This window comes from Haloarchaeobius baliensis, assembly GCF_052060055.1.
Taxonomy (GTDB): domain Archaea; phylum Halobacteriota; class Halobacteria; order Halobacteriales; family Natrialbaceae; genus Haloarchaeobius; species Haloarchaeobius baliensis.
This window is the reverse complement of sequence record NZ_JBPPFR010000002.1, coordinates 1,090,664-1,114,147: the sequence shown is the minus strand read 5'-3', so window position 1 is coordinate 1,114,147 and position 23,484 is coordinate 1,090,664. Positions and strand designations below refer to the sequence as shown.

Genomic DNA, 23,484 nt, shown 5'->3' with positions numbered 1-23,484 from the left:
CGAGGAACCCGCCGCCCCGCCGCTCACTCCATCTGGTCCTGGATGCGGTTCTTCGCCTCCGATCGTTCCTTGCAGGAGAAGGAGGGAACGGTCTCGGAGAAGTCGACCGCGAGCTCGTCGAGCGTGCGGCGATAGACGTTGGTCCGTCGACCCTCCTCGGAGAGCTGTCGGCCCTCGCACTCGAGCAGCCCGGCCTCCACGAGCTCCTCGATGCGGCGGTAACAGGTCGCTATCGGGATGCCCATCTCGTCGCTGAGCTCCTGTGCGGACGCGGGCGACTGCGCCGCACACAGGATCTCCGCGCTGTACTTGTTGCCCAGTGCCTCCAGCAGGTCCTGCTCGTCGACCCCGGTGCCTTGTTCAGCCCATCGTCCAGTAGACATCTGCAACAGTATAGACCGATTATCAAGATTGAATCTTGTGGTAGTGAGTCGTTAGGTCTCGCGTCACCGGCAGGATTACGGTTGCACCCACCAACACGGAGCCATGGTGGGGTTTCCGGACCACGGACGTCCGCTCGCGTGGTGGAAGATGTCACGCCCACCACAGCTTCTCCTGATCCTGGTCGTCTACGCACTCGGTGTGGTAGTGGGGACCAGTCGCGGCGGCGCGTTCGAGCCACTGCGGACGCTGGTCGGGGCGCTCGCGCTCGTCCCGCTCGCCGCCAGCGTCCACTACGTGAACGAGTACGCCGACGTGGAGACGGACGCGCTCACCGAGCGGACGCGGTTCTCCGGCGGGAGCGGCGCACTCGTCGAGACGGGACTCCCCGCCGAGACAGCGCTACGGGCGGCGCTGACCGCACTCGCAGTCGGGACCGTGACGACGTGGTACGCCGCCACCGTCGGGGCAGTGACCACGGCCGGCCTCGTGCTGCTCGCCGTGGTCGTGGCGGCCGGCTGGGCCTACTCCGTCGGCCCACGACTCGTCGCCCGCGGACTCGGCGAGGTCACGAACGCCCTGCTCGGCGGGCTTTTCCTCCCGCTCTACGGTGTCGCGGTCGCCCGGGGCCCGCTCGATGCGGTCGCGGTGCTCGCGTTCGCCCCGTTCGCCGTCTACGTGTTCGCGAACCTCCTCGCGACGCAGTGGCCCGACCGACGGGCCGACGCACGGACCGGTAAGCGGACGTTACCGACGCGCTGGTCGCGCACTCGGCTCCGTCGCGCACACTGGCTGACCACGGGGACGTCCTTCGGACTGTTCGCGCTGCTGCCGGTCGTCGGTATCCTGCCCCCGCTCGTGGGGTGGAGCTGTCTCCTGCTGGCACCGGCCGGACTGGTCGCGAGTCACCGCTACACCCGTGTCAGGTCACCGTTTCCGAGCGTCGCCACGATGGTCGGACTGGCGGTCGTCCAGCTGCTCGCGTGGACGCTGCCGGTCGTCGCCGGCGGGGGTCAACGTTTTTACCCACCGGTGGTATTAGGCGTATAGTACCATGTCTGCGGACCTGCCCGACGAACTCCTCGACGTCGAGGTCGAGGCGGACGCCGAGGACCTCGATCCCGACGCGACGACCGAGCGCCCCGACGACGCCCCCAGCGAGCAGGAGGACGAGGAGACGGAGCGATTCGTCGTCTTCCACATCGGCGAGAAACCGTTCGCCGTCAGTGTCGACGCCGTCAAGAGCATCGTCAAGGTCTCCGAGCGGACCCGCGTCCCACGGACCTCGCCCGCCATCGACGGCATCATGGACCTCCGCGGCGAGATCACCGCGGTCATCGAACCCCGGGTCCACTTCCGGGTCGACACGGACCCCGCACCGTTCGAGCGCCAGCGTATCATCGTCTTCGACCGTACCGCAGACAAGCAGGGTGTCGGTATCCGGGTCGACGGCGTCGACGGCGTCGAGGTGTTCCCACTCCGACAGATAGTCCCGGGCGACCACGCGGACTCCGCTGACGCGTCGCACCCGCTCGTGAACGCTGTCATCCGTCGGATGGACGATGGGGACGTGACCGAACGTATCGGTCTGCTGGACATCAAAGGGCTCATCACGGCGTCAGGGCAGGACGCCACGGCGTAGTTCCGACGACTAAACGTCCGATTACTGGCCGTTCGTGTGTCCCTACCTAATGTTCTCGACTCTGATAACCGGGCAACAGCATTTATATCCGCGCTACGTCTAACGTGGCTTGGTGTACTAACTGAATGTCGACAGGGGTGCTCATCGTGGACGACTCTCATTTTATGCGGAACCTCCTCCGGCAGATATTGGAGGACGAGTATGACATCGTCGGAGAGGCGTCCAACGGGGCAGAGGCGGTCAAACTGTACAAAGAGGAAAATCCGGACATCGTGATGATGGACATCGTGATGCCGAAATGCAACGGTATCAAGGCCACAGCGGCCATCAAGAAGCTGGACCCGAGCTCACGGGTCATCATGTGTACGTCCGTCGGCCAGCGCGAGAAGATGAAGCTCGCGGTCAAGGCCGGTGCGGACGGCTACGTCACGAAGCCGTTCGAGGAACCGAGCGTGCGGAAGGCGCTCAAAGACGTCGTACCTGCATGACGAGCGTGCTCGTTGTCGACGATTCGCAGTTCATGCGGACTGTCATCGGCAACATCCTCGCCGACAACGGGTACGAGGTCGAAAGCGCCAGCGACGGAAAACAGGCAGTGAAGGCGGTCGAAGAGCACCAGCCCGACATCGTCACGATGGACGTGCAGATGCCAGGGATGAACGGGATCGAGGCGGTCGGCGAGATCATGTCGACGAACCCGACGCCGATTCTGATGCTCAGCGCCCACACCGACAGCGGTGCGGACGCGACGCTCGACGCACTGGCGGAGGGTGCCGTCGACTTCCTCACGAAACCGAGCGGCGAGGTGTCACCGGACATCGCCAGCCTCTCGGACCGACTCGTCGAGAAGTGCGAGGCAGTCGAGCGCGCCGACATCTCGTCGGTCGCGGCGGCCAAGCGGACCGCGGTCGCCGGCGCCGGCGGTTCGGTCGCGGCCGACCCCGAGTCGACACGGCAGTACGTCGACCACCCGACGGTCGTCATCGGCGCGTCGACGGGCGGCCCGAAGCTCGTCGAGCGCATCGTGCGGGACCTCCCGCTCGCGCTCGACGCGAAGATACTTGTCGTCCAGCACATGCCCGAGTCGTTCACGGAGCGCCTCGCGGCTCGACTCGACCGGTTCACCCCGTACGACGTCCGTGAGGCGAGCGACGGCGAGGCGGTCGACGGCGGTGACGTGATCATCGCCAGAGGTGGCTTCCACATGGAGGTCACCTCGAACGTCGCAGGCCGGCTGCGTATCGGACTCTCCGATGACGACCGTCGTCACGGCGTCCGACCGTCCATCGACGTGACGATGGAGACCGCTGCCGAGAAGGTCAAGGACCCGCTCTGTGGCGTCACGCTGACCGGGATGGGCAAGGATGGCGCCGCCGGCACCGAGGCCATCAAGGCCGCTGGCGGGACGACCATCGCCCAGGACGAGGAGACGAGCCCCGTGTTCGGCATCCCGAAGCAGGCGATAGAGACGGGCTGTGTCGACAAGGTGCTCCCGGCGGACGAGATCGCCGCGGGCATCTGCTCGACGTTCACCCAGGAGGGTCAGACGCATGGATGAGTACCAGAGAGACTTCGTTCAGGAGAGCGAAGAGAACATCACCGAGCTGAACAACGCGCTGCTGGAACTGGAGCGCGACCCCGCGGACGACGCGGCGATGGACCGCATCTTCCGGATGGCCCACACGCTGAAGGGCAACGCGGGTGCGATGGGCTTCGAGCGCGCCTCGAACCTCGCACACGCGATCGAGGACCTCCTCGAGGTCGTCCGGTCCGGCCAGATCGAGGTCACACCCGACCTGATGGACGAGATCTTCGCGGGTGTCGACGAACTCGAGACGATGGTCGACGAGGTCCGCGCATACGGCGAGATCCGGACCGACCCGAGCGGGACCATCGAGACCATCCGCGAGGTTCAGGAGGCCGCGACGGGCCTCCCAACCATCGGGGAGCCCGACGACCGGGCCATCGAGGAGGCGGTCGCGTCGGCCGACGACCTCGCAGACGAGGGCCACGATGTGTTCCACGTCCGCCTGGCCGTCGACGAGTCGGGGCCGGTCGCGCACGGGAGCGCCGTCGTGGATGCGCTCGCAGACGCGTTCGACCTCCTCGGGACCGTCCCCGACCGTGAGACCATCGCCGCCGGCGACTACGACGGCACCTTCGACGCCGTCTTCGGGAGCGCGGTCGGCGAGGCGGCCATCTCGGCGGCACTCGACCCGGTCGAGCCCGTCGCACAGGCCCGCATCAACGAGGTCACCGAGACCTACGACGCCTCCCGACTCGAGCCGGACGACGCCGGCGACGAGGAGTTCGACGACCTGTTCGAGGAGGACGACCCGGGGAGCGAGATCGACGCCGACGCCGCACAGGATATGAGCGTCGACGACCTCCTCTCCGAGTTCGACGAGTACGACGACCTCGACGCGATGGTCGAGGAGATGGACGACGTCTCCGGCTTCGACGACCTCGGCGACGCCGGCTCGTTCGACGACCTCGACCTCGGGGACGACCTCGAGCCCCGGGAGGAGCCGGCCACGGACCCCCTCGACGACGACTTCGGCGGGGACCTCGAGGACGACCTCGACGTCTCCTTCGACGACGACGAGGGGGAGGAGCCGGCCGCGGAGCCGGCCGAGCCCGTCGAAGACCCCGACGAGGAGGTCGACGACGCGGCCGCGACGTTCGCGGAGCTCAAGCAGGAGGTCGACCCGGTCGGCTTCGACGAGCTCCAGGACGAGCTCGACGAGCTCGAGTTCGACGAGTACGCGGACGAGGAGGAGGTCGGCTTCGACGAGCTCCTCGGCGAGGACTTCGAGGAGTCCGACGACGACTTCTTCGGTGGCGACACAGAGGCCGCCGTCGGGACCGACCAGGACGAGGTGTCCGTCGACGACCTCGTCAGCGACGACGACGTGGCCGGCTTCGAGGAGAGCCAGGCAGAGACGCCGGTCGAACCGGACGACCCGGTCGAGACCGGGGCGCCGAGCACCACCGACGAAGCGGTCGAGGCCGGGGGCGACGCGGCTGCGGAGGCGGATGCCGACGATATCGAAGCAGAAGTCGACGCGGCTGCGGAGGCGGATGCCGACGATATCGAAGCAGAAGTCGACGCGGCTGCGGAGGCGGATGCCGACGATATCGAAGCAGAAGTCGACGCGACTGCGGAGGCGGATGCCGACGATATCGAGGCCGAAGTCGACGCAGCGGCCGAAGCTGACGCCGACGATATCGAGGCCGAAGTCGACGCGGCAGTCGAGGCGGACACGGCCGACAGCTTCGGCGAGGACGCGTCCGCCGAACCCGGCGACGAGACCGCGACCGCCGGCTCCGGGTTCGAGGAGTCCGACGACGAGTTCGGCGCCGGCTCGTTCGACGAGGTCGAGACCGGGTTCGACGACGCGAGCGGGTTCGGCGACGACTTCGGTGGCAGCGAGTTCGAACTCGACGCCGCGGACCCCGATGCTCCCGCGAGCGTCGACGAGGAACCCGCCGGCTCGTTCGAGACGGACTCCTTCGAGGACGAGTTCGAGGACGGGCTCGACGACGAACCCGTCGCCGTCGACGACGACGGCTTCGACGAGGCTGCGACCGCCGACGCGGCGGACGACATCGTCGCCGGCACGTCCGCGGACGACGAGGACCTCGACCGCGTCGAGGTCCAGCAGTTCGAGCTCGACGAGCCCGAAGCCGAGGCCGAGACGACCACCGAGGTCGAGACCGGCGACTTCGGCGCCGATGCCGACGACGCCGCGTCGACGCAGCCGAGCACCAGCAGCTACGGTGACTTCGGCGACGTCGACGTCGACGGCGCCGACGGCTTCGACCCGGCACCGGAGCCGGAGAGCGGTTCCGACACGACCGACGAGACCGAGGCGACCGACGTGGACGTCTCCGCGCTCGACGTCGACGTGGATATACAGACGCTCGCGGACGAGGACGGCGACGCCGAGATGGACGACGAGATCCAGTCCATCCGCGTCGACGTCGAGCAGGTCGACCGCCTGCTCAACCTCGTCGAGGGGCTCGTCACCAGCCGCGTCCGGCTCCGTCGGACCGCCGAGGAGGGAGCCGACCCCGCCGAACTCGACGACGAGCTCGACGAGCTGGAGGACCTGACGGGCGAGCTCCAGGACACCGTCATGGACGTGCGCCTGGTGCCGGTCCAGATGGTCGCGAACCGGCTGCCGCGCATCGTGCGCGACATCTCCCGCGAGCAGGACAAGGACGTCGAGTTCGAGATGCACGGCGAGGGCGTCGAGGTCGACCGGTCCATCCTGGACCGCATCGGCGACCCCCTCGTCCACATCGTCAGGAACGCGGTCGACCACGGTATCGAGGACCCCGACGAGCGGGAGGCGGCCGACAAGCCCCGCACGGGACAGGTCTCCCTCGAGGTCGAGCGCGCACGCGACCAGGTCGTCATCGAGGTCGAGGACGACGGTCGCGGGCTCGACGCGGACCGACTCCGCGAGGCGGCCGTCGAAGCCGACGTCCTCACCGAGGAGGAGGCGGCCGAACGCTCCGACGAGGAGGCCTACGAGCTGATCTTCCACCCCGGCCTCTCGACGGCCTCGGAGGTGACCGACGTCTCCGGCCGTGGGGTCGGGATGGACGTCGTCAAGAGCACGGTCAACGACCTCGACGGCTCCGTCTCCGTCGAGAGCACCCCCGGCGAGGGGACGACCATCCGGATGCTGCTTCCGGTCACCGTCGCCATCGCCGACGTGATGTTCGTGACCTCCGGCGACGAGGAGTTCGGCGTCCCGGTCAAGGACATCCAGGACATCGGCGACGCTGCGGAGATATCAGTCGAGGACGGCCAGGAGGTCGTCCGCGCTGGCGACCGCTCGTATCCGCTCGTCCGGCTCAACGAGGCGCTCGAGACGCCGGGCAGAGCGAGAAACGGCGACGGCATGCTGTTGCGTATCCGTGACGAGGTCCGCCCCGTGGCGGTCCACTGCGATCAGGTTCGCGGGCAGCAGGAGGTCGTCGTGAAGCCCTTCGAGGGCGTCCTCGGAGGGATCCCCGGGCTGAGCGGTGCGACAGTGCTGGGCGAAGGTGAGGTAGTCAACATCCTTGACGTGAAGACACTATGAACGGACGAAAACACTGGAGGAAGCTATGAGTCTGATGGTCGACATCCGGAAGCTGAGTTTCATCAACGAGATGGCCAAGGTCGGCACCAACGGGGTCGCCGACAACATGAGCAAACTGACAGGCGAGGATGCCAAGATGGAGGTGACGAAGACGAACTTCATCGACATCCAGGACATCAAGACCCAGATGGACGCCGGCAAGCGCGTCGGGGTCCGTGTCCGTCTGATGGAGCCCCCGCACGGGCACATCCTCATCCTGTTCCCGGAGGCGAGCGCCCGCAAGATAACGGCGCTCATGCTCTCTGACATGGTCGACGACATGTCCGAGGTGTCGGGCGAGATGGCCCGCTCCGCGGTCGAGGAGCTCGGCAACATGATGGCCTCGGGCTTCATCGACGGCTGGGCGGACGTGCTCGGCCGGACCATCGACATCGCCACACCGCAGCTCGTGTACGCACCGGCCGGTGAGATCGTCGAACGGACCGCGGGCCTCGGCGGCGAGGACCTCGCGCTGTTCTTCGACTCCAATCTGACCGTCCCGAGCTACGACATCGACGCGGAGATATACGCCTTCCCGAACTTGGAGGAGTTCGTGGAGATGGTCAACGGGATCGAAGCCAGGCCCACATGAAGCTGGACATCACCGCGCTCGGCACCTTCTACGACATGGCGCGAGAGGGTGCTGGACTCGCGGCGGGTCGGCTGACCCGCATGACCGACGTGGAGACGCGCGTGGGCATCACCAAGCTCAACTTCATGCGCGGCTCCGAGATCCGCACGGAGTTCGAGGACGGCGTCCCGAAGGTCGGCGTCCGTGTGGAGCTCTCCGGCGGACTCGACGGCCACTCGCTCATCCTGTTCGAGCGTGACGCGGCGCTCCGCGTCGTCAGCGCGCTCGTCGAGGAGGCGTCGGCCGACGAGTTCGACGACATGAGCCGGTCGGCCGCGACCGAGGTCGGCCAGATCATGAACGCCGGCTTCATCGACGGCTGGGCGGACGTGCTCGGCACCGCCATCGACGTCTCCACCCCGGAGTTCATCGAGGGCGAGACGGCCGAGCCGTTCCTCGGCGACCTCGAGGAGGCGCCCACCGACGACGACCTCGCGCTGCTGTTCCAGAGCCAGATCGAGGCGGTCGACACGGAGATCGGGTTCAAGCACTACCTGTTCCCGGAGCGCGAGTCGATGGCCGACATCCTCGACAAGCACACCGACCCGGACAGCAAGGGCATCGAGTACGACAAGCTCGCCGGCTTCGACGAGATGGCCCAGCAGGGCGCGAAGGAGGTCGCCTCGAACATCACGACGCTCACCGGCATCGACACGAGCGTCAAGATCCGGCGGCTGAAGTTCGCCTCGCTGGCGGCCATCCCACAGGAGATCGACGACGAGATGCTCGTCGGCGTCGCCCACGAGCTCGACGGCACGCCGTCGGGCTACCTGCTGTTCCTGTTCGACGAGGCGTCGGCGCGGGAGGTCGTCGAGGCGACCATCCCGAACCCGCCCGAGGACGAGTTCGGCGAACTCGGCAAGAGCGCCATCAAGGAGCTCGGGAACATCATGGCCTCGGGCTTCATCGACGGCTGGGCGAACGTGCTCGATACGACCATCGACCACTCGCCGCCGGAGTACATCCACGACTACGGCGCGGCGGTCATCGACCCCGTCATCATCCAGCTCGGCGAGAACCAGGACTTCGCGTTCGTCTTCGACACGGTCATCAAGGCCGAGGACCGCGAGTTCGACTGCTCGATCTACGCCATCCCGGACGAGGCCGACCTCGAACGGGCGCTGAACAACCTCGACATCGAGAAGATCGAGGACGCACAGACCAAGGCAGATTTCCCCATCGACGAAGTTGAAAACGCATGAAGACGTACGGCAGTGAACCGGGTGCACCCGAGCCGGTCCAGGTCGGTATCTCGGAGTTCGTAGTCAGGGGCAAAGAGTCGACGGAGACGCTGAAGTCCTACGGGCTGGGCTCGTGTCTCGCCATCGCGCTGTACGACCCCGATTCGGGCATCGGTGGGCTGGCCCACGTGATGCTGCCCGACGGCGACGCCGCCGACGGCGCGGACACCCAGCCCGGCAAGTACGCCGACACGGCCATCCGAGCGATGCTCCGCCGGATGGTCGAGAAGGGCGCGGCGTACACCTCCGTCGAGGCGAAGATCGCGGGCGGCAGCGACATGTTCGAGTTCGAGTCCTTCGGCGACGGCGTCGGCAACCGCAACGTCGCCGCCGCGAAGGAGGAACTCGGGAAGCTCGGCGTCCCAATCGTCGGTGAGGACGTCGGCGGGCAGCGCGGTCGGACCGTCGAGTTCGACGTCGGGACTGGAACGCTCCAGATTCGAACCGCCGACGGCGACCGTGGAGTGACGGAGCTGTGACCGACGACTCCGACTTCAGTCGGGTCGCACAGTACATCGAGGACGAGATCGGGTTCGCGACGAGTCATTACAACGACAGCTACCTCAAGCGGCGGCTCTCCTCGCGGATGCGCCGCACCGGCACGTCCGACTACGACGAGTACTACGAGCTACTCGTCGACAACCCCGACGAGGCACAGGAGCTCCTCGACGCGCTCTCGATCAACGTCACCGGCTTCTTCCGTAACCCAGACGTCTGGGAGGGTATCCGGTCGGTGCTGCGGACGCTGTCGGCGGAACAGAACCGCGTCCACGTCTGGTCGGCGGCCTGTGCCGACGGCCGCGAACCGTACTCGCTGGCGATGCTCATCCTCGACGACCCGCGCATCGACGAGTCGAAGTTCCGGGTGTACGGCACGGACATCAACGAGGAATCGCTCGCGACCGCGCAGGACGGCGTCTACCACAGCACCCGTACCATCGACATCGAGGACCAGCTCGGCTTCCTCTCGAACTTCCACGCGTACATCGACCGTGACGACAACCGCTTCGAGGTGACCGACCGCGTGAAGCGGCTGGTCACCTTCGCCAGACACGACCTCATCAACGACGGTCCGAAGTCCGGGTTCGACCTCGTCGTCTGTCGCAACCTGTTCATCTACATCGACAACGAGTACAAACAGCCCATCCTGAAGACGATCGCCCAGTCGATCCGGCCGGATGGCTACTTGGTCATCGGCAAGGCGGAGACGATCCCGCCGCAGCTCAAGTCGGCGTTCGAGGTGCTCGACGGGCGACTCCGCATCTACCAGCGCGAGTGAACCAGCCGTTTCTCCGGTCGCTCGACCGTCCAGATAGCCGTGGCGACACGCTCGTGACGACTGTCCCGGCAGTCTCGCAGTGACACCTCGGCGGGGGAGCCGCCGCTCACGGGGTCGAGCGCGGAAGAAAGGGAATCGAGGGTCGTCTACTCGTCGTCCTCGGGCTCGGTCTGTGCGAACGAGAACATATCGTCCTCGGTGGACGTGTCGGCATCGTCGTCGTCCTCGCCACCCTCCTCGTCACCGGCGTCCTCCGGTTCGGTCTGGGCGTCGGTGTCGGCGGGCATCTCCTCGGTCGTCTCGCTCCCGAAGTCGATGTTCTCGACGCCGGGGACCTCCTTGGTCTCTGTCTCCGGCTCCTCCTCGCCCTCGTCCTCCAGGTCGTCGAAGGAGCCGTCGTCGAAGCCGAGCGCCTCGTCCAGCTGCTTGTCGATCTCCTCCGTGTCCTCGTCGACGATGGGGTCGGCCTCGACCGGGTCGTCGTCGTCCATCGCGGGCGACTCGTCCTCGGTGACCGGTTCCGCCGCGAACCCGTCGTCCGTCCCAGGCTCGGCCGGCTCCTCGTCGACAGCCGGTTCGGCTTCGGCGTCTGCGTCGACCGCAGGCTCGTCCGGCTCGTCCATCTCGGGTGCCGCCGCGCTCGTGTCGAACGCAGCCTCGTCGATACCCGCGTCGTTGGGTTCGCCGTCGCCGAACTCGATGTCCGGGTCGAAGTCCTGGATCTCGTCCGCTCCAGCGTGGTCGTCCGCCTCGTCGAGCTCGGCGTCCACCGGAGCGTCGGTCTCGTCGACCGGAGCCTCGGACTCGGTCGCGTCGTCGACCACCTCGTCGGCGATGGCGTCCGCGTCGGCCGGCTCCGCGTCGGCCGGCTCCACGTCCGCCGCCGGTTCGTCGCTCGGGACCGCATCGTCGAGCTCCAGCCCGTCGGCGTCGACGTCCTCCTCGACCGCGAGGGCATCGTCGTCGCCGAAGCCGCCGGTGTCCTCGAACGGCTCGGCACCGGCGTCTGCGGTCGGCTGGGTGTCCTCGTCGAACGTCGCCGGCGCACCGAGACCGCCACTGCCGCCGTCGTCCTCGTCCATCGTGTCGATGTCGCCCTCGTCAGAGAGCTCCATCACGGCCTCTGCAGCCTCGGCGTCGTCGGTGACGACGGGCTCGTCGGGCTCGGCCTCCACGTCGGCCAGCAGCTCGGCACCGTCCTCGAACTCCATCGCGGCGTCGACGTCGGTGTCGAAGCGGTCCAGCGCCTCGCTCAGGCGGGACGCCTGGTTGGCGAGGTCGCTCGCGCTCTTGGACACCTCGGTGAGTGCGGTGGTCTGCTCCTCGGCGGCTGCCGCGACCGTCTCCGCCTCGCTCGTGGTCTCCTCGGAGATGGTCGCCGCGTCGTCGACCATCGCCACGACCTCCTCAGTGGAGGCCGCCTGCTCCTCGGTCGCCGCCGAGATCTCCTGGACACCCGTGTTGGTGTCCTCCGCGTAGCCCGCAATCTCGTCGAGTGCGTCGACCGTGTCCTCGACGGCGTCGGTGGTCGCGGAGATCTGTTCGGACGCACCCTCGACACCTTCGACGGTCTGCTGGGTGGTCGACTGGATGCGCTCGAGGCGCTGCTCGATGTCCTCGGCAGCGTCCTTCGTCTCCTCCGCCAGGTCCTTGACCTCCTGTGCGACGACGGAGAACCCCTCGCCGGAGGAGCCGGAGCGCGCGGCCTCGATGTTCGCGTTCAGCGCGAGCATGTTCGTCTGCTCTGCGATCTCGGAGATGAAGTCGATCAGCTCGTCGATCTGCTCCATCTCCGTCTCGAGCTGCTCGATCTGCTCGGTGACCTGTTCGCTCTCGCGTTCGAGCTGTGCCATGCGTTCGATCGCGTCCTGTGCGGCGTCGCGACCGTCGCGGCCGGTCTCGGCGGTCCGCTCCGCCAGGTCGGCGACCTCGTTGGAGGAGGACGCAATCTCCTCGATGGTGGTCGACAGGCCGGACATCTCCTGGCTGACGCGCTGGAGGCTGTCGTTCTGCCGGTCCGCACCGTCGGAAATCTCCTGGATGGACTCCGTGACCTGCTCGGAGGCGGACCGGACCTCCTCGCTGGAGGCCGTGACCTCCTCGGAGGAGGTGGCGACCTCGTTCGCGAAGTTCTTGAGCTGTCCGACGGTCTCTTCGATCTCGCCGATCATCTCGTTGAACTCGGTCGCGATGTCGGCCATCGCGTCCGATTCGGACTCGGCGTTCATCCGCTGGGTCATGTCGCCCGCGGACACCTGCTGCATGACGCCGCGGTACTCGTCGGCCTTGCGCTCCAGGTGCCGGTTCATCTGCTCCGCCTCGGCACGGGCGAGCTCGGCCTCCTCGCGTGCGTCGCGGGCCTCCTGGATCTGCTCGCGGAGGGCGTCGCGCATCGACGCGAACCCGTCGTACAGCCGGCCGATGTTGTCGATGCGGTGCGTCTCGAAGTCGACGTTCAGCGTTCCCTCCTCCATCTGCTCGGTCTTCGTGGTCAGACGGTCGATGGAGGCTGCGGTGTTCCGACCGATGATGGTCCCGAACACGACGATGATGGCCATCCCACCGATGGTCGCGTAGAGACCCCACTCGCTCACCGTGTTGACGAAGCCGTACACCTCGGTCTGCGGCGAGCTGATGGTCACCACCATATCCCGGTTGGGAATCTGCGCGTAGCTGACCGCGTACTCGTCTCCGCTGTAGTCGCTGCCGACCATCGCGGCGACCGCCTCGGGCGGCTGGCTCGTGGTGAACGTCCCCCGGCCGCTGAAGGATTCGTCGCTACCGAACGAGCTGCCGATGAACCCATCGGAGTCGACACGGCTGACGTTCGCGAAGGCGACCTCGTTCTCGCTCGTCAGGATCATCGTCGCCTGTCCCTCGTTGTTCTGGATGGTGCGGCCGTAGTCGTTGACGTCCACCGCCGTGACGATGACCTGCGAGCCACTGGTCCCCTTCACGGGGTAGGCGTAGGCGACGACCGTCCGGTCGTCGTGGTTCTGGTAGACGCTGTAGTACGCGCCGTTCTCGGGGACGGTCCCCATACCGCCGCCCGCCAGCGCACTCGCCCAGGCCGTATCGATGTCGTCGACCGAGGACCCGTTGTAGGCGACGTGCGAGGACGCGAGCACGTTGTTGTTCTGGAGGCTCACCCAGTGCATGTCGCGGATGCCCCGCTGGAACTGCAGTTCTGTCGTCCGTTCCTTCAAGACGGACTCGACGGCCGACCGGTCGTTGCTACCGACCGGTTCCTCCAGTGCCGTCGCAGTCGTCTGTGTGATCACCAGGTTGCGTTCGTCCCAGGACTGGAGGTTCCGTGCCTCCTGCTGTGCCTGGTCGGCCAACCTGTCGTTGACGCTCGTCTCCACTTCCTCTGTAATCTGACCGGTCGCGACGAACCCCACCGCCCCGACTGCCAGACCCATGATAAGAAGCGCGATACCGAACTTCAACGCGTAGCTTTTGCGGATAAATTTTGGTACGAGTCGACGGAGTGGGCCCAGCATATGTGCGATACGGTAGGTACTAGAAGATAAAACGCTACCGGAGATTATCACAGATGAAAACACCGTACCGCGGAGGGTCGAGTTACCTGTCTTTAAATTAGTGGCCGTTGCATTACTCGATTAAAAATACTGAGTCCCCGTCGTGTCGACCATCTTGCATGGGTAACATACATCCCGGTGACCGACGTACGCGGGGACGATGGGGCCGGACGAACTGGCAGCGTACGTACAGCGGGCCGAGAGCGCCGTCGCTGCCGCCGCCGAACTCGGCCTCCGGAACACACAGCTGCGACTCGTGGAGCCGTTCCTCGAGTGCCTCGGCTGGGACGTCCGCTCCCCGGCCGTCGAGGCGGCGTTCACCGTCGACGGGGCCGACCGCGTCGTCGACTACGCGCTGCTCGTCGAGGGGCGGCCGGCGGTGTTCGTGGACACGCTGGCCTGCGAATCGTCGTTCGACCCCGCGGACGTGGAGGCCCTGGTGTCCGCGATGGGCACCGCCGGCGTCGAGTGGGGGATACTGACCAACGGCCGCCGGTTCGCCTTCGTCGCCCGCCGTGCCGACGGGGACGACGGGTTCACCTGCTCGCTCGGCGAGCTGCCGTCGCACGCCGACGACCTCGAGCGGTTCACGCCCGAGCGGGCAGGCGAGCACGTTCGCGGACGCGACCAGCGACGGGCTGCGGCCGCGGCTATCGCCGACCACCGGACGGCACTCATCGACGCCATCGTCGGTGAACTGCGCTCGCTCGCGGGCGACGACGCGGCCGCCGTTCCCGTGGCCGAGCTCAGGACGGTCACGGACTCGTTCGTCGACGAGGTGGTCGCGACCGTGGCACCGGAGGCACCTCGGAACGAGGCCACCGCAGACGACGGCGAGGCCACCACCGAACCGGCATCGGAGACGCCCTCCATCGAGCCAGCCACCACGCAGCCGACACGGGACGAGCCGGTGGAGACGGCGAACGGGAGCGACATCGACGGGCCGAACGACGAGGCCACCGACGTGGCATCATCGGACGACGACCACGACGTCGACGGCGCGACCCACGCTCCCATGACCGACGACGGTGAGTACGTCGCCCGGCTGTTCAAGGACCGCACCTCCATCGGTGCCGTCGGGGGCTCCTCCGTCGCCGGGACGATGAAGGAAGCCGCCGACTATCTGCTCGACCAGCACCACCTCGACGTCGGACTGTCGCTCCCCTACGTTCCGGACGACGGCGGGCAGGCAGTCCTGAACCGGGTCCCACGTCATCCGAGCGGCGAGCCGATGGGCGAGTACGTCGAGCTCGACGCCGGTGCGTACCTCTGGACCGGAGGGTCGCTGGACGAACGACGAGAGCGCATCGAGGCGCTCGCACGGGAGGCCGGTCTGCGCGTGATGTTCCAGGGTGACTGGAGACCGCGCTGACGCTGGACCTGAGAAAGCGGTAGGATAGACACGGAGGCAACGCCGTTTTCCCCGGCCGTTTCCTACCCCCGGCCCATGCACATGCTCGTCGACGGCGAGTGGCGCACCGACGCCTACGAGAGCACGAACGAGGACGGCGAGTTCGACCGCCAGGAGACCGCGTTCCGTGACTGGATCCGTGACGAGCCCGGTGCGACGTTCCGCCCCGAGGCGGGGCGCTACCACCTCTACCAGTCACGGGCGTGTCCGTGGGCCCATCGGGTGGTCGTCGCGCGCCGACTGCTCGGGCTGGAGGACGTCGTCAGCATGGACGTCGTCGACCCGTACCGCGAGGCGCACGGCTGGCAGTTCACCCCCACGAAGGACGGCTGTACCGTCGACACCGTCACCGGCGCCGACCACCTCCACGAGGTGTACACGGCCGCAGACCCGTCGTTCACCGGCCGGGTCACGGTTCCGGTGCTCTGGGACCGCGAGACGGAGACCATCGTGAACAACGAGTCCGAGGAGATACTCAAGATGCTCGCAGACGCCTTCGGCGAGTACGGGCGACACGACGTCGACCTCTACCCGGAGGACCGACGCGAGGAGGTCGACCGGGTCATCGACGACATCTACGACCCCATCAACAACGGCGTCTACCGGGCCGGGTTCGCAGATGCACAGGCGGCCCACGAGGACGCCGTCGTGGAGCTGTTCGACGCTCTCGCACACTGGGACGACGTGCTCGCCGACCAGCGGTACCTGCTCGGGGAGCAGCTCACGCTCGCGGACGTCTGCCTGTTCACGACGCTGGTGCGGTTCGACGAGGTGTACCACACGCACTTCAAGTGCAACGTCGCGCGGGTCACCGACTTCGAGAACCTCTGGGGGCACACCCGGGAGCTGTACCAGCTCCCCGGCGTCGCGGAGACGGTGAACATGGACCACATCAAGGAGCACTACTACACGACGCACACCGACCTCAACCCGAAGCGCCACGTCCCGGTCGGTCCCGACCCGTCGTTCGACGCACCCCACCACAGGGGCGATCTGCCGGGTGGTCCACCGGCAGCACTCCGCGAGTGACCCGCCCCGAAATCATACGGACGCAGTCATGTAGATTCAGGACGACGTCTGGTTTCGACGGAAGCTGGATTGGATTAGCGTACACGTCGTAAGTTCATCGCCGATGGTTCTCGAAGGAAGCCTAAATTTGTATTAATAGCTTGTGGCCGCCATTTTCCGAACGTCCGTCACTGATGCGCCTTTCATGCTAAATAATGTGAAAACAACTGCCCCGAATCGGGCAATAATATAAATGATTCGCCCGATACACTTATACAGCGCGCGACGTTGTTATCAGTCAATTCACTGGTGCCACCTATGTTCTCGATATCCCCCAGTTTCGGCCCGTCGGAGCGTCGTGCAGCCTCTGCAATCGTCGGACTGGTGCTTCTTTTCGGGATGGTGATGATTGGCGCCGGCCTCATCCTCGTGGCGAGTATGTCTGCGACGGAGGAGGTCCAGCAGCAGAACGAGCTCAACAACGCCGAGATGTCGCTGCAGGAGGCGAGCGTACGGCTCCAGACGCTCTCCTACCAGGACAGCGACGACGTCGCGGCGTTCGACCTCAGCGGACGTGATTCGAACAACGTCCAGATCGAGCAGTACGGGAACCTGACGTTCCGGTTGAACGGGGAGGCGTCGTGTACAGCCCAGATGGAGCTGGGCTCCATCGTCTACCGGAACGACCGGGGACAGTCCGTCGCCTACCAGGCCGGTGGAGTCTGGCGCGACAGCGGTGACGGGGTGAGCATCGTCTCGCCGCCGGACCTGACCTACCACACCGAGGAGATCGACAACCAGACCGTCAGGAGCCTCGACTTCCCGGTCGTCAACGTCCGCGGCGACCTGCAGTCGTCCTCGGGTGAGGTGACCGCACGGCAGGTCGAGAACCCCTCCGGTCCCAGTCTCGAACAGCAGCTCTGCCTCCCGGCATCGCGGAACGGGACCATCGACCGCGTTCGGATCATCACCATCACCGTCGAGAACAACCCCTACTACGAGGCGTGGGAGCGGTACCTCGACGACGAGTTCGGGAACTCCGTGATGACCAAGGCCGTCTACCACGCCAACCAGTCGGTGCGGTACCGCGTCCCCCTCGGTCAGGATATCACGCCGTCGGAGTTCCGGATGGACGACGCGGAGGTCCAGGCAGCGGTGTGGGGGACCGGAAGCACCCAGATGCTCTTCGAGGACTCCCCGTCCGCCGTGACCCAGCCGACGCGCGTCGACAGCTACGACTCCTCGGTCGCACCACACAGCGTCCAGAACGGATCGAACGCGACGGTGGTGAACAACGGGTCGATGGTCGTCCGCCAGAGCGCCGAGATCATGGGTGACATCGCCGTCGACGGCGACATCACCATCGAGGGCAACGCCGCCGACCCGACGCTCATCGACGGCAGCGTCTCGTACAACGGGACGAACACGACGCCCTCGAACCCGATGCAGTACGAGGTCACCGGGGCGTTCGCGGACGGGTTCTCGTTCGACCCGAGCACCACTCCCGGTCCGAACGCCGACATCATCTACGCCATCGACTCCGCGAACCAGACGAACCACAACAACCGGACCGCCGTCTTCAACGGTACTTTCACCGACAGCGTCCGTCAGGGCGGCACCGTCGAGACGGGCGTCTACTACACCCAGGACTTCGGCGTCGACGGCGGTGAGGCGTTGACGTTCGACACCACCGGGGGCGACATCGTCGTCGCCATCGACGGCGACGTCTCCGTGGACGACCGCATCGAGGTCCGCGGCGACGGGCAGGTCAGACTGTTCGTGATGGGCGACGTGACCATCGACGACGACGTCAAGGTGTACGGGACCAGCACCAGCCCGACGAACGAGTCCAACCGCCTCTGGACGTTCGCACACGACGGTGCCGAGATCGCGCTCACGCCGGGCTCGAGCTACACCGGTGTCATCTACGCCCCCGGCTCCGACCACACGAGACTCGAGTCCAACTGGGTCGGCGTGAACTCCGACCACTCCGAGGTGTACGGCGCCATCGTCACCGGCGAGGCCATCGTCGAGATGGGGTCGCAGGTCCACTTCGACAACCGCGTCCGGACCGGCAGCCTCGACTCCGACGGCGACGGCGTTCCGGACAGCTCCGACAGCAACAACACTGTCCCCGACAGCGACCAGGACGACGTGCCGAACTCCTACGACGACTGTCCGGACGGTGACCAGAACCACGAGGGGGTCAACGGCTGTCTGAGCGTCTCCGAGGACGATTCGCTGAACGCACTCGTCGTGAACCAATCGCAGGCCCGCCTGACCATCGTCGGCTCGATGGTCGCCGACGAGACCACGCGCACCCGGACCGTCGGCGAGCGTCTCCCGCTCGACGTCCAGTTCGCGATCGACGACTCCGGGTCGATGGGGGACCAGCGGATCCGTACCTACTACGACCCCGGCCAGTGGACCACGGTCCACAGGAGTCAGTACTACTGGATCCCCGAGGGACAGACCTGGCGCATCAACCCGGACCGCGGGTCGCCCTACACCGTCTCCGGCGGCCAGTGGGAGCCTCTCTACCGTGGGTACCGCTACAAGATCACCCAGGTGACGGTGCAGGACGGGAACTACTGGAGCGTCGAGTACAACACCGGCGGCACTGACCGGTTCGACGAGGGCGAGACGTTCACCCCGAACAACGTCGACAGGGCGGACGTCTACAGAAGCGGGAACGACCCGAACGACGAGCGGGTCGACGCGACCCAGGCGTTCATCGGTTCGCTCAACAGCTCCCTCGATCAGGTCGGTGTCTACCTGTTCGACGCCAACCCCAACAGGGAACACGACATCCGCGACCACGGGGACGAGTTCGACAACGCGAACAGCAGCGTCGCACTCGTCGACTCGTCCGGGAACACGAACATCGCCGAGACTATCCGTGACGCGACGGACCGGTTCAACCTCAGCACGGACGACGATCGGGTCATCGTGCTGCTGACCGACGGCCAGCACAACGTCGACTCCGACGACGAGGGGTCGACGGGACCGGACGACGAGGTCCGCAACGCCGCGGCTTACGCGCACAACAGGAACGTGACCATCTACTCGGTCGCGCTCGGCGACGGCGCCGACGAGGGGCTGCTCGAGGACATCTCCGAGACGAACAACGAGCACACCAACGGCTCGATGTACCAGGCCGCGGACTACACCGAGCTGGTCGACATCTTCGACCAGATCGCCGGCGAGACGACCGAGCAGGAGTTCAACGTCATCGAGTACAAGAACACGACGGTCGACGTGAACGTCGGCGGGACGAACTACCCGATCAGCCTGAACGCGAACACGCCGACGGACAGCTCGCGCCCGAGCACGACCATCGACATCGCCGGACTGCAGGGTGCGACCGACGACGAGCTGGAGGAGTACGTCGGAACGCTGCTGTCGGCCGAGGTCACCACCCGGTCCTGCCAGAACACCTCGACGTTCAACACGGTCTCCCACGACGGCGAGACCTACGAGGAGGTCACCTGTGACGGGACCACCGGGACCTTCGACGACGTCGACAACGGCTCCAGCACCGACCACGAGATATTCGTCGACGGCGAGTCCGTGCCCACGAACTCGGAGTTCAGCGGGGGCTGGTTCAAGGACCAGAGCTTCCGGCAGGTCATCTACGAGTACGAGAACGACGTCGGTGAGACGCTCATCGACAACGGCACCGATACGTTCGACATCGGTCAGAACGACGCCGTCATCGTGGTCCGGACGAACAGCTCGGGCGGCGACACCGACTACGTCGTCATGCACTTCGAGGCGTTCGACACCAGCGTCACCTACGACGTGAACACGTCGAACACCACCAACGACGCCGGCGACTCGAACGACGACAGCTACTCCGGCGAGGAAGACAACAGCTACGTAATCGACATCGACGAGAGCACCGTCGAGATCGGGAACGAGTCCGCCAGCATCGTCGCCCTCCCGGCCGACATCGCCGACGCGGTGACGACCGGCGCGGCGGGCGTCGGAAGTGACGCGGGAACCGCCCCGTCGATGGCGCTCGCCGCCGACGCTCGCGCCCGCCCTGCGGCCTGAGCCGACAATCACGTGTTTTTTGTCCACCCCCTCGGGAGTGGAGCGTATGACGACGAGGGAGCGGCTGGCCGGACTGCTCGAGCTGACCCGGCCGGTCAACGCGCTGGTCGCCGGTGTGTTGACGTTCATCGGCGCGTTCGTCGCGGTCGGTGCAAACGTGTTCGACCCCGGACCGATGACGAACGCCGTCGCGGCCGTCACGGCCACCGTACTGGCCGCCGCCGCCGGGAACGCCATCAACGACTACTTCGACCGGGAGATCGACCGGATCAACGACCCCGACCGTGCGATCCCACGTGGTGCGGTCACGCCACGTGGCGCCCTCCTCTGGAGTGCCGTACTGTTCGTCGGGGCGGCGGTCGCCGCGCTGTTCCTGCCCGTTCTCGCCATCGGTATCGCGGTCTTCAACCTCGTCTCGCTGGTCCTCTACACCACGTTCTTCAAGGGGACGCCCGGGCTCGGCAACCTGCTCGTGGCGTACCTCGGCGGTAGCACGTTCCTGTTCGGTGGTGCGGCGGTGGGGAACGCCGAGACGTCGGCCACGCTGTTCGCACTGGCGGCGCTCTCGACGGTCAGCCGAGAGATCATCAAGGACGTCGAGGACATCGACGGCGACCGCGAGGAGGGGCTCACGACGCTCCCGGTCGCCATCGGGGAGCACCGGTCCCTCCTGGTCGCCGCCGGTGCGCTCGCGGTCGCCGTGCTCGCGAGCCCGGTCCCGTACTTCACGGGGACGTTCGGTGTGGTCTATCTGGTCGCCGTCCTCCCAGCGGACGCGGTCATGGCCTACGCAGCGTACGAGGGCTTCTCTGACCCGACAGCGAGCCAGTCCCGCCTGAAGTACGGGATGTTCCTCGCGGCCGGTGCATTCATCGTCGGCCGTGCCGTAGTTGCATTCGGCTGACGTCATGGAAATAACCGTTCCTGTCGAGAGTAGGATAATCAAAAACACTATAAGCTGGATGCCGTATCGTTCTATCAGACGAGGGAATGGGTAGCGCGTACAACAGACCGCGGTGCCGGTTTCAGGTGACGAGGGCACGCCATGTATGACCTTGCTGACGTTCTACCGGATGCGGAACTGGACCCGGGGACGAACCTGCTGATTGCGGGACCACCGCTGACGGGGAAACGACGGATCGCACTCGACATACTCGCCAGTGGCTCCGGGCAGGGCGAGGGTTCTATCGTAGTGACGACGAAGGACAGCGCAGAGAAGATACTCGAGGAGTACGCGAGCCGGGTCGAGGACATCGACGCGGCGGACATCGGTGTCGTCGACTGCGTGACGAAGCAACGCGGCGTCGGGAACGTGAAGGACGACGCCCGTATCAAGTACGCGTCGTCGCCCGTCGACATGACGGGCATCGGTATCAAGCTCTCCGAGTTCCTCGAGGAGTTCTACGAGGTGCGTGGTCACCGAAAGAACCGCATCATGCTCCACTCGGTCTCGACGCTACTGATGTACTCAGACCTGCAGACCGTGTTCCGGTTCCTCCACGTGTTCACCGGCCGCGTCCAGTCGGCGGACGCGCTGGGCGTCTACGTCATCGACTCCACGGCCCACGACGACCAGACGATGAACACGCTGAAGCAGCTGTTCGACGCGGTCATCGAGGTCGAGGAGGGCGAGGGCGAGCAGCCGACCCTCCACACCGCGGGCATCCCGAGCAGGTGACGAGATACGCTTTTCGCGCTGGCGACCATCTAGCGGCGCATGCCGATTCAGACCGACGCGGAGCTCGAACACATCTTCGACCTCGACACCATCGCCGTCGTCGGATGCTCGACCACGCCGGGGAAGGCCGCCCACGACGTACCGAAGTACATGCAGACGATGGGCTACGACATCGTCCCCGTCAACCCGTTCGCGGACGAGGTGCTCGGCGAGCGGGCGTTCGACTCACTCGCGGAGGTCGACAGGGAGGTGGACATCGTCGACGTGTTCCGTCCGTCGGAGGAGGTCGCCGGCATCGTCGACGAGGTACTCGAACGCGACGACGTACAGGCGCTCTGGCTACAGCTCGGAATCGCCGACGACGAGGCGGCCGCACGGGCGGAGGCGGCGGGCCTGCTCGTCGTCCAGAACAAGTGCATCAAGGTCGAGCACAGCCGGCTTCGCGGGTAGTCGAGAGTCTGTTCGTCGCGCCGCTACCCGTCCCACTCCGCGAAGGAGCGGTAGATGCCCTTCGAGAGGTAGCGCTCGGATGAGTCCGGGAACACGGTGACGACGGTGTCGTGCGGGGCGTCGATCTCGCCGCTCGCGATGCGGTCTGCGACGCCCCGGGCAGCGACGCTCGCGGCGGCTGCGGACGAGGCGACCAGCTGGCCCTCCTCGCTGGCCAGCCGGCTCACCTCGTCGTGTGCCGCGCGGTCGGCGACCTGGACGACGTCGTCGACGAGCGACGGGTCGAACAGCTCGTTCGTGTCGGTGTCGTGGGTGCCGATGCCCTCGATCTTGTACTCGCCCTCCTCCGGGTGGGCTCCCGTGAACTCGCTGTACAGCGAGCCCTCGGGTTCGACGGCGGCGACGTAGGTGTCGGCGTCCTGCTCGCGCCCGTACTTCGCGATCCCCATCAGGGTGCCAGCGGTGCCACAGCCGGCGACGATGGCGCCGACCCTGCCGTCGAGCGCGTCGTAGATCTCGGGGGCGGTCGTCTCGTAGTGGGCCTCGACGTTCAGCGGGTTGCCGAACTGCTGTGGGACGACCGCGTCGTCCAGCTCGTCGGCGAGCTCGTAGGCCCGGTCGATGGCGCGCTCCATGCCGTCCTCGGTCGGGGTGTTGATGACCTCGGCGCCGAGGGCGCGCATGAGCTGCTGTTTCTCGACCGAGAAGCGTTCGGGCACGACGAACACGGCGTCGACGTCGAGCTGGCTCGCCGCCAGCGCGAAGCCGATGCCCGTGTTCCCGGCGGTGGGCTCGATGACGGTACCCCCGGGTTCGAGCTCGCCGCGGTCGAGCATCGCCTCCAGCATGTACTTCCCGATGCGGTCCTTCACGCTCGCGCCGGGGTTGAACGATTCCAGCTTCGCATATACCGACACCTCGTCGGGTGCGGCCTGCACAGCAACAAGCGGTGTCCGGCCGACGGTGTCGAGCACCGACCCCAGTGGCCGTTCGTGCGTCGTCATCGGTCGGCAATAGTTGCCGCCGCCCG

At 66.5% G+C, this 23,484-nt stretch carries 18 protein-coding genes; 15 read left to right on the top strand and 3 right to left on the bottom strand.

The features are described from left to right. Positions 1–23 precede the first annotated feature (23 nt). Complete coding sequence (locus ACSG06_RS16480) at positions 24–383, bottom strand: ArsR/SmtB family transcription factor (protein ID WP_440991360.1); 360 nt, start codon at positions 381–383, stop codon at positions 24–26. A gap of 148 nt (positions 384–531) precedes the next feature. Between ACSG06_RS16480 and ACSG06_RS16475 the strand changes: the two genes are divergently transcribed. The 9 genes from ACSG06_RS16475 to ACSG06_RS16435 all read left to right on the top strand — a co-directional run bounded on the left by ACSG06_RS16475 (position 532) and on the right by ACSG06_RS16435 (position 10,309). Beyond that, positions 532–1,431 carry a prenyltransferase gene (locus tag ACSG06_RS16475; RefSeq protein WP_440991359.1) on the top strand — a complete coding sequence of 300 codons (900 nt, stop codon included), beginning with the start codon at positions 532–534 and terminating at the stop codon, positions 1,429–1,431. A gap of 4 nt (positions 1,432–1,435) precedes the next feature. Then, positions 1,436–2,023: a chemotaxis protein CheW gene (locus tag ACSG06_RS16470; protein WP_440991358.1), complete on the top strand. Its 588-nt coding sequence runs from the start codon at positions 1,436–1,438 to the stop codon at positions 2,021–2,023. Positions 2,024–2,148: 125 nt separating this feature from the next. Next, on the top strand, positions 2,149–2,511 hold the full coding sequence (gene cheY / locus ACSG06_RS16465; protein WP_089733104.1) for a chemotaxis protein CheY: 363 nt from the start codon (positions 2,149–2,151) through the stop codon (positions 2,509–2,511). Further along, the gene (cheB, locus tag ACSG06_RS16460) at positions 2,508–3,581 is read left to right on the top strand and encodes a chemotaxis-specific protein-glutamate methyltransferase CheB (protein ID WP_440991357.1); all 1,074 of its coding nucleotides are present in this window, start codon (positions 2,508–2,510) and stop codon (positions 3,579–3,581) included. The genes cheY and cheB overlap by 4 nt, the downstream gene beginning before the upstream one ends. Then, a complete protein-coding gene (locus tag ACSG06_RS16455) occupies positions 3,574–7,119 on the top strand; it encodes a chemotaxis protein CheA (RefSeq protein ID WP_440991356.1) in 3,546 nt (1,181 codons plus the stop codon). Before cheB ends, ACSG06_RS16455 begins: the two co-directional genes overlap by 8 nt. Positions 7,120–7,144: 25 nt before the next feature. Next, complete coding sequence (locus ACSG06_RS16450) at positions 7,145–7,750, top strand: chemotaxis protein CheC (protein ID WP_089733111.1); 606 nt, start codon at positions 7,145–7,147, stop codon at positions 7,748–7,750. Beyond that, on the top strand, positions 7,747–8,991 hold the full coding sequence (locus tag ACSG06_RS16445) for a chemotaxis protein CheC (RefSeq protein WP_440991355.1): 1,245 nt from the start codon (positions 7,747–7,749) through the stop codon (positions 8,989–8,991). Before ACSG06_RS16450 ends, ACSG06_RS16445 begins: the two co-directional genes overlap by 4 nt. Then, entirely contained in the window at positions 8,988–9,509 is a 522-nt protein-coding gene (locus ACSG06_RS16440) for a chemotaxis protein CheD (protein WP_440991354.1), read from the top strand. The genes ACSG06_RS16445 and ACSG06_RS16440 overlap by 4 nt, the downstream gene beginning before the upstream one ends. Next, the gene (locus ACSG06_RS16435; protein ID WP_440991353.1) at positions 9,506–10,309 is read left to right on the top strand and encodes a CheR family methyltransferase; all 804 of its coding nucleotides are present in this window, start codon (positions 9,506–9,508) and stop codon (positions 10,307–10,309) included. Before ACSG06_RS16440 ends, ACSG06_RS16435 begins: the two co-directional genes overlap by 4 nt. Positions 10,310–10,455: 146 nt before the next feature. On the opposite strand, the gene ACSG06_RS16430 is transcribed toward ACSG06_RS16435, so the two are convergent. Continuing rightward, the gene (locus tag ACSG06_RS16430) at positions 10,456–13,731 is read right to left on the bottom strand and encodes a methyl-accepting chemotaxis protein (protein WP_440991352.1); all 3,276 of its coding nucleotides are present in this window, start codon (positions 13,729–13,731) and stop codon (positions 10,456–10,458) included. A gap of 280 nt (positions 13,732–14,011) precedes the next feature. On the opposite strand from ACSG06_RS16430, the gene ACSG06_RS16425 reads away from it, so the two are divergent. The 6 genes from ACSG06_RS16425 (at position 14,012) to ACSG06_RS16400 (ending at position 22,454) form a co-directional block, all read left to right on the top strand. Further along, positions 14,012–15,223, top strand: a complete 1,212-nt coding sequence (locus tag ACSG06_RS16425; protein ID WP_440991351.1) for a hypothetical protein — start codon at positions 14,012–14,014, stop codon at positions 15,221–15,223. Positions 15,224–15,298: 75 nt separating this feature from the next. Next, the gene (locus ACSG06_RS16420; protein WP_440991350.1) at positions 15,299–16,291 is read left to right on the top strand and encodes a glutathione S-transferase family protein; all 993 of its coding nucleotides are present in this window, start codon (positions 15,299–15,301) and stop codon (positions 16,289–16,291) included. Positions 16,292–16,588: 297 nt separating this feature from the next. Then, entirely contained in the window at positions 16,589–20,326 is a 3,738-nt protein-coding gene (locus ACSG06_RS16415) for a vWA domain-containing protein (RefSeq protein ID WP_440991349.1), read from the top strand. 46 nt (positions 20,327–20,372) lie between these two features. Continuing rightward, positions 20,373–21,230 carry a geranylgeranylglycerol-phosphate geranylgeranyltransferase gene (locus ACSG06_RS16410; protein WP_440991348.1) on the top strand — a complete coding sequence of 286 codons (858 nt, stop codon included), beginning with the start codon at positions 20,373–20,375 and terminating at the stop codon, positions 21,228–21,230. A 141-nt stretch (positions 21,231–21,371) separates the two neighbouring features. After that, positions 21,372–22,004 (top strand): RAD55 family ATPase, encoded by a 633-nt coding sequence (locus ACSG06_RS16405; RefSeq protein ID WP_440991347.1) that lies wholly within the window; start codon positions 21,372–21,374, stop codon positions 22,002–22,004. A gap of 39 nt (positions 22,005–22,043) precedes the next feature. Next, positions 22,044–22,454, top strand: coding sequence for a CoA-binding protein (locus tag ACSG06_RS16400; RefSeq protein WP_440991346.1), 411 nt, complete (start codon positions 22,044–22,046; stop codon positions 22,452–22,454). A gap of 23 nt (positions 22,455–22,477) precedes the next feature. Here the strand turns inward: ACSG06_RS16400 and ACSG06_RS16395 are convergent, their stop codons facing one another. Further along, a complete protein-coding gene (locus tag ACSG06_RS16395; protein WP_440991345.1) occupies positions 22,478–23,458 on the bottom strand; it encodes a PLP-dependent cysteine synthase family protein in 981 nt (326 codons plus the stop codon). Positions 23,459–23,484: the final 26 nt, after the last annotated feature.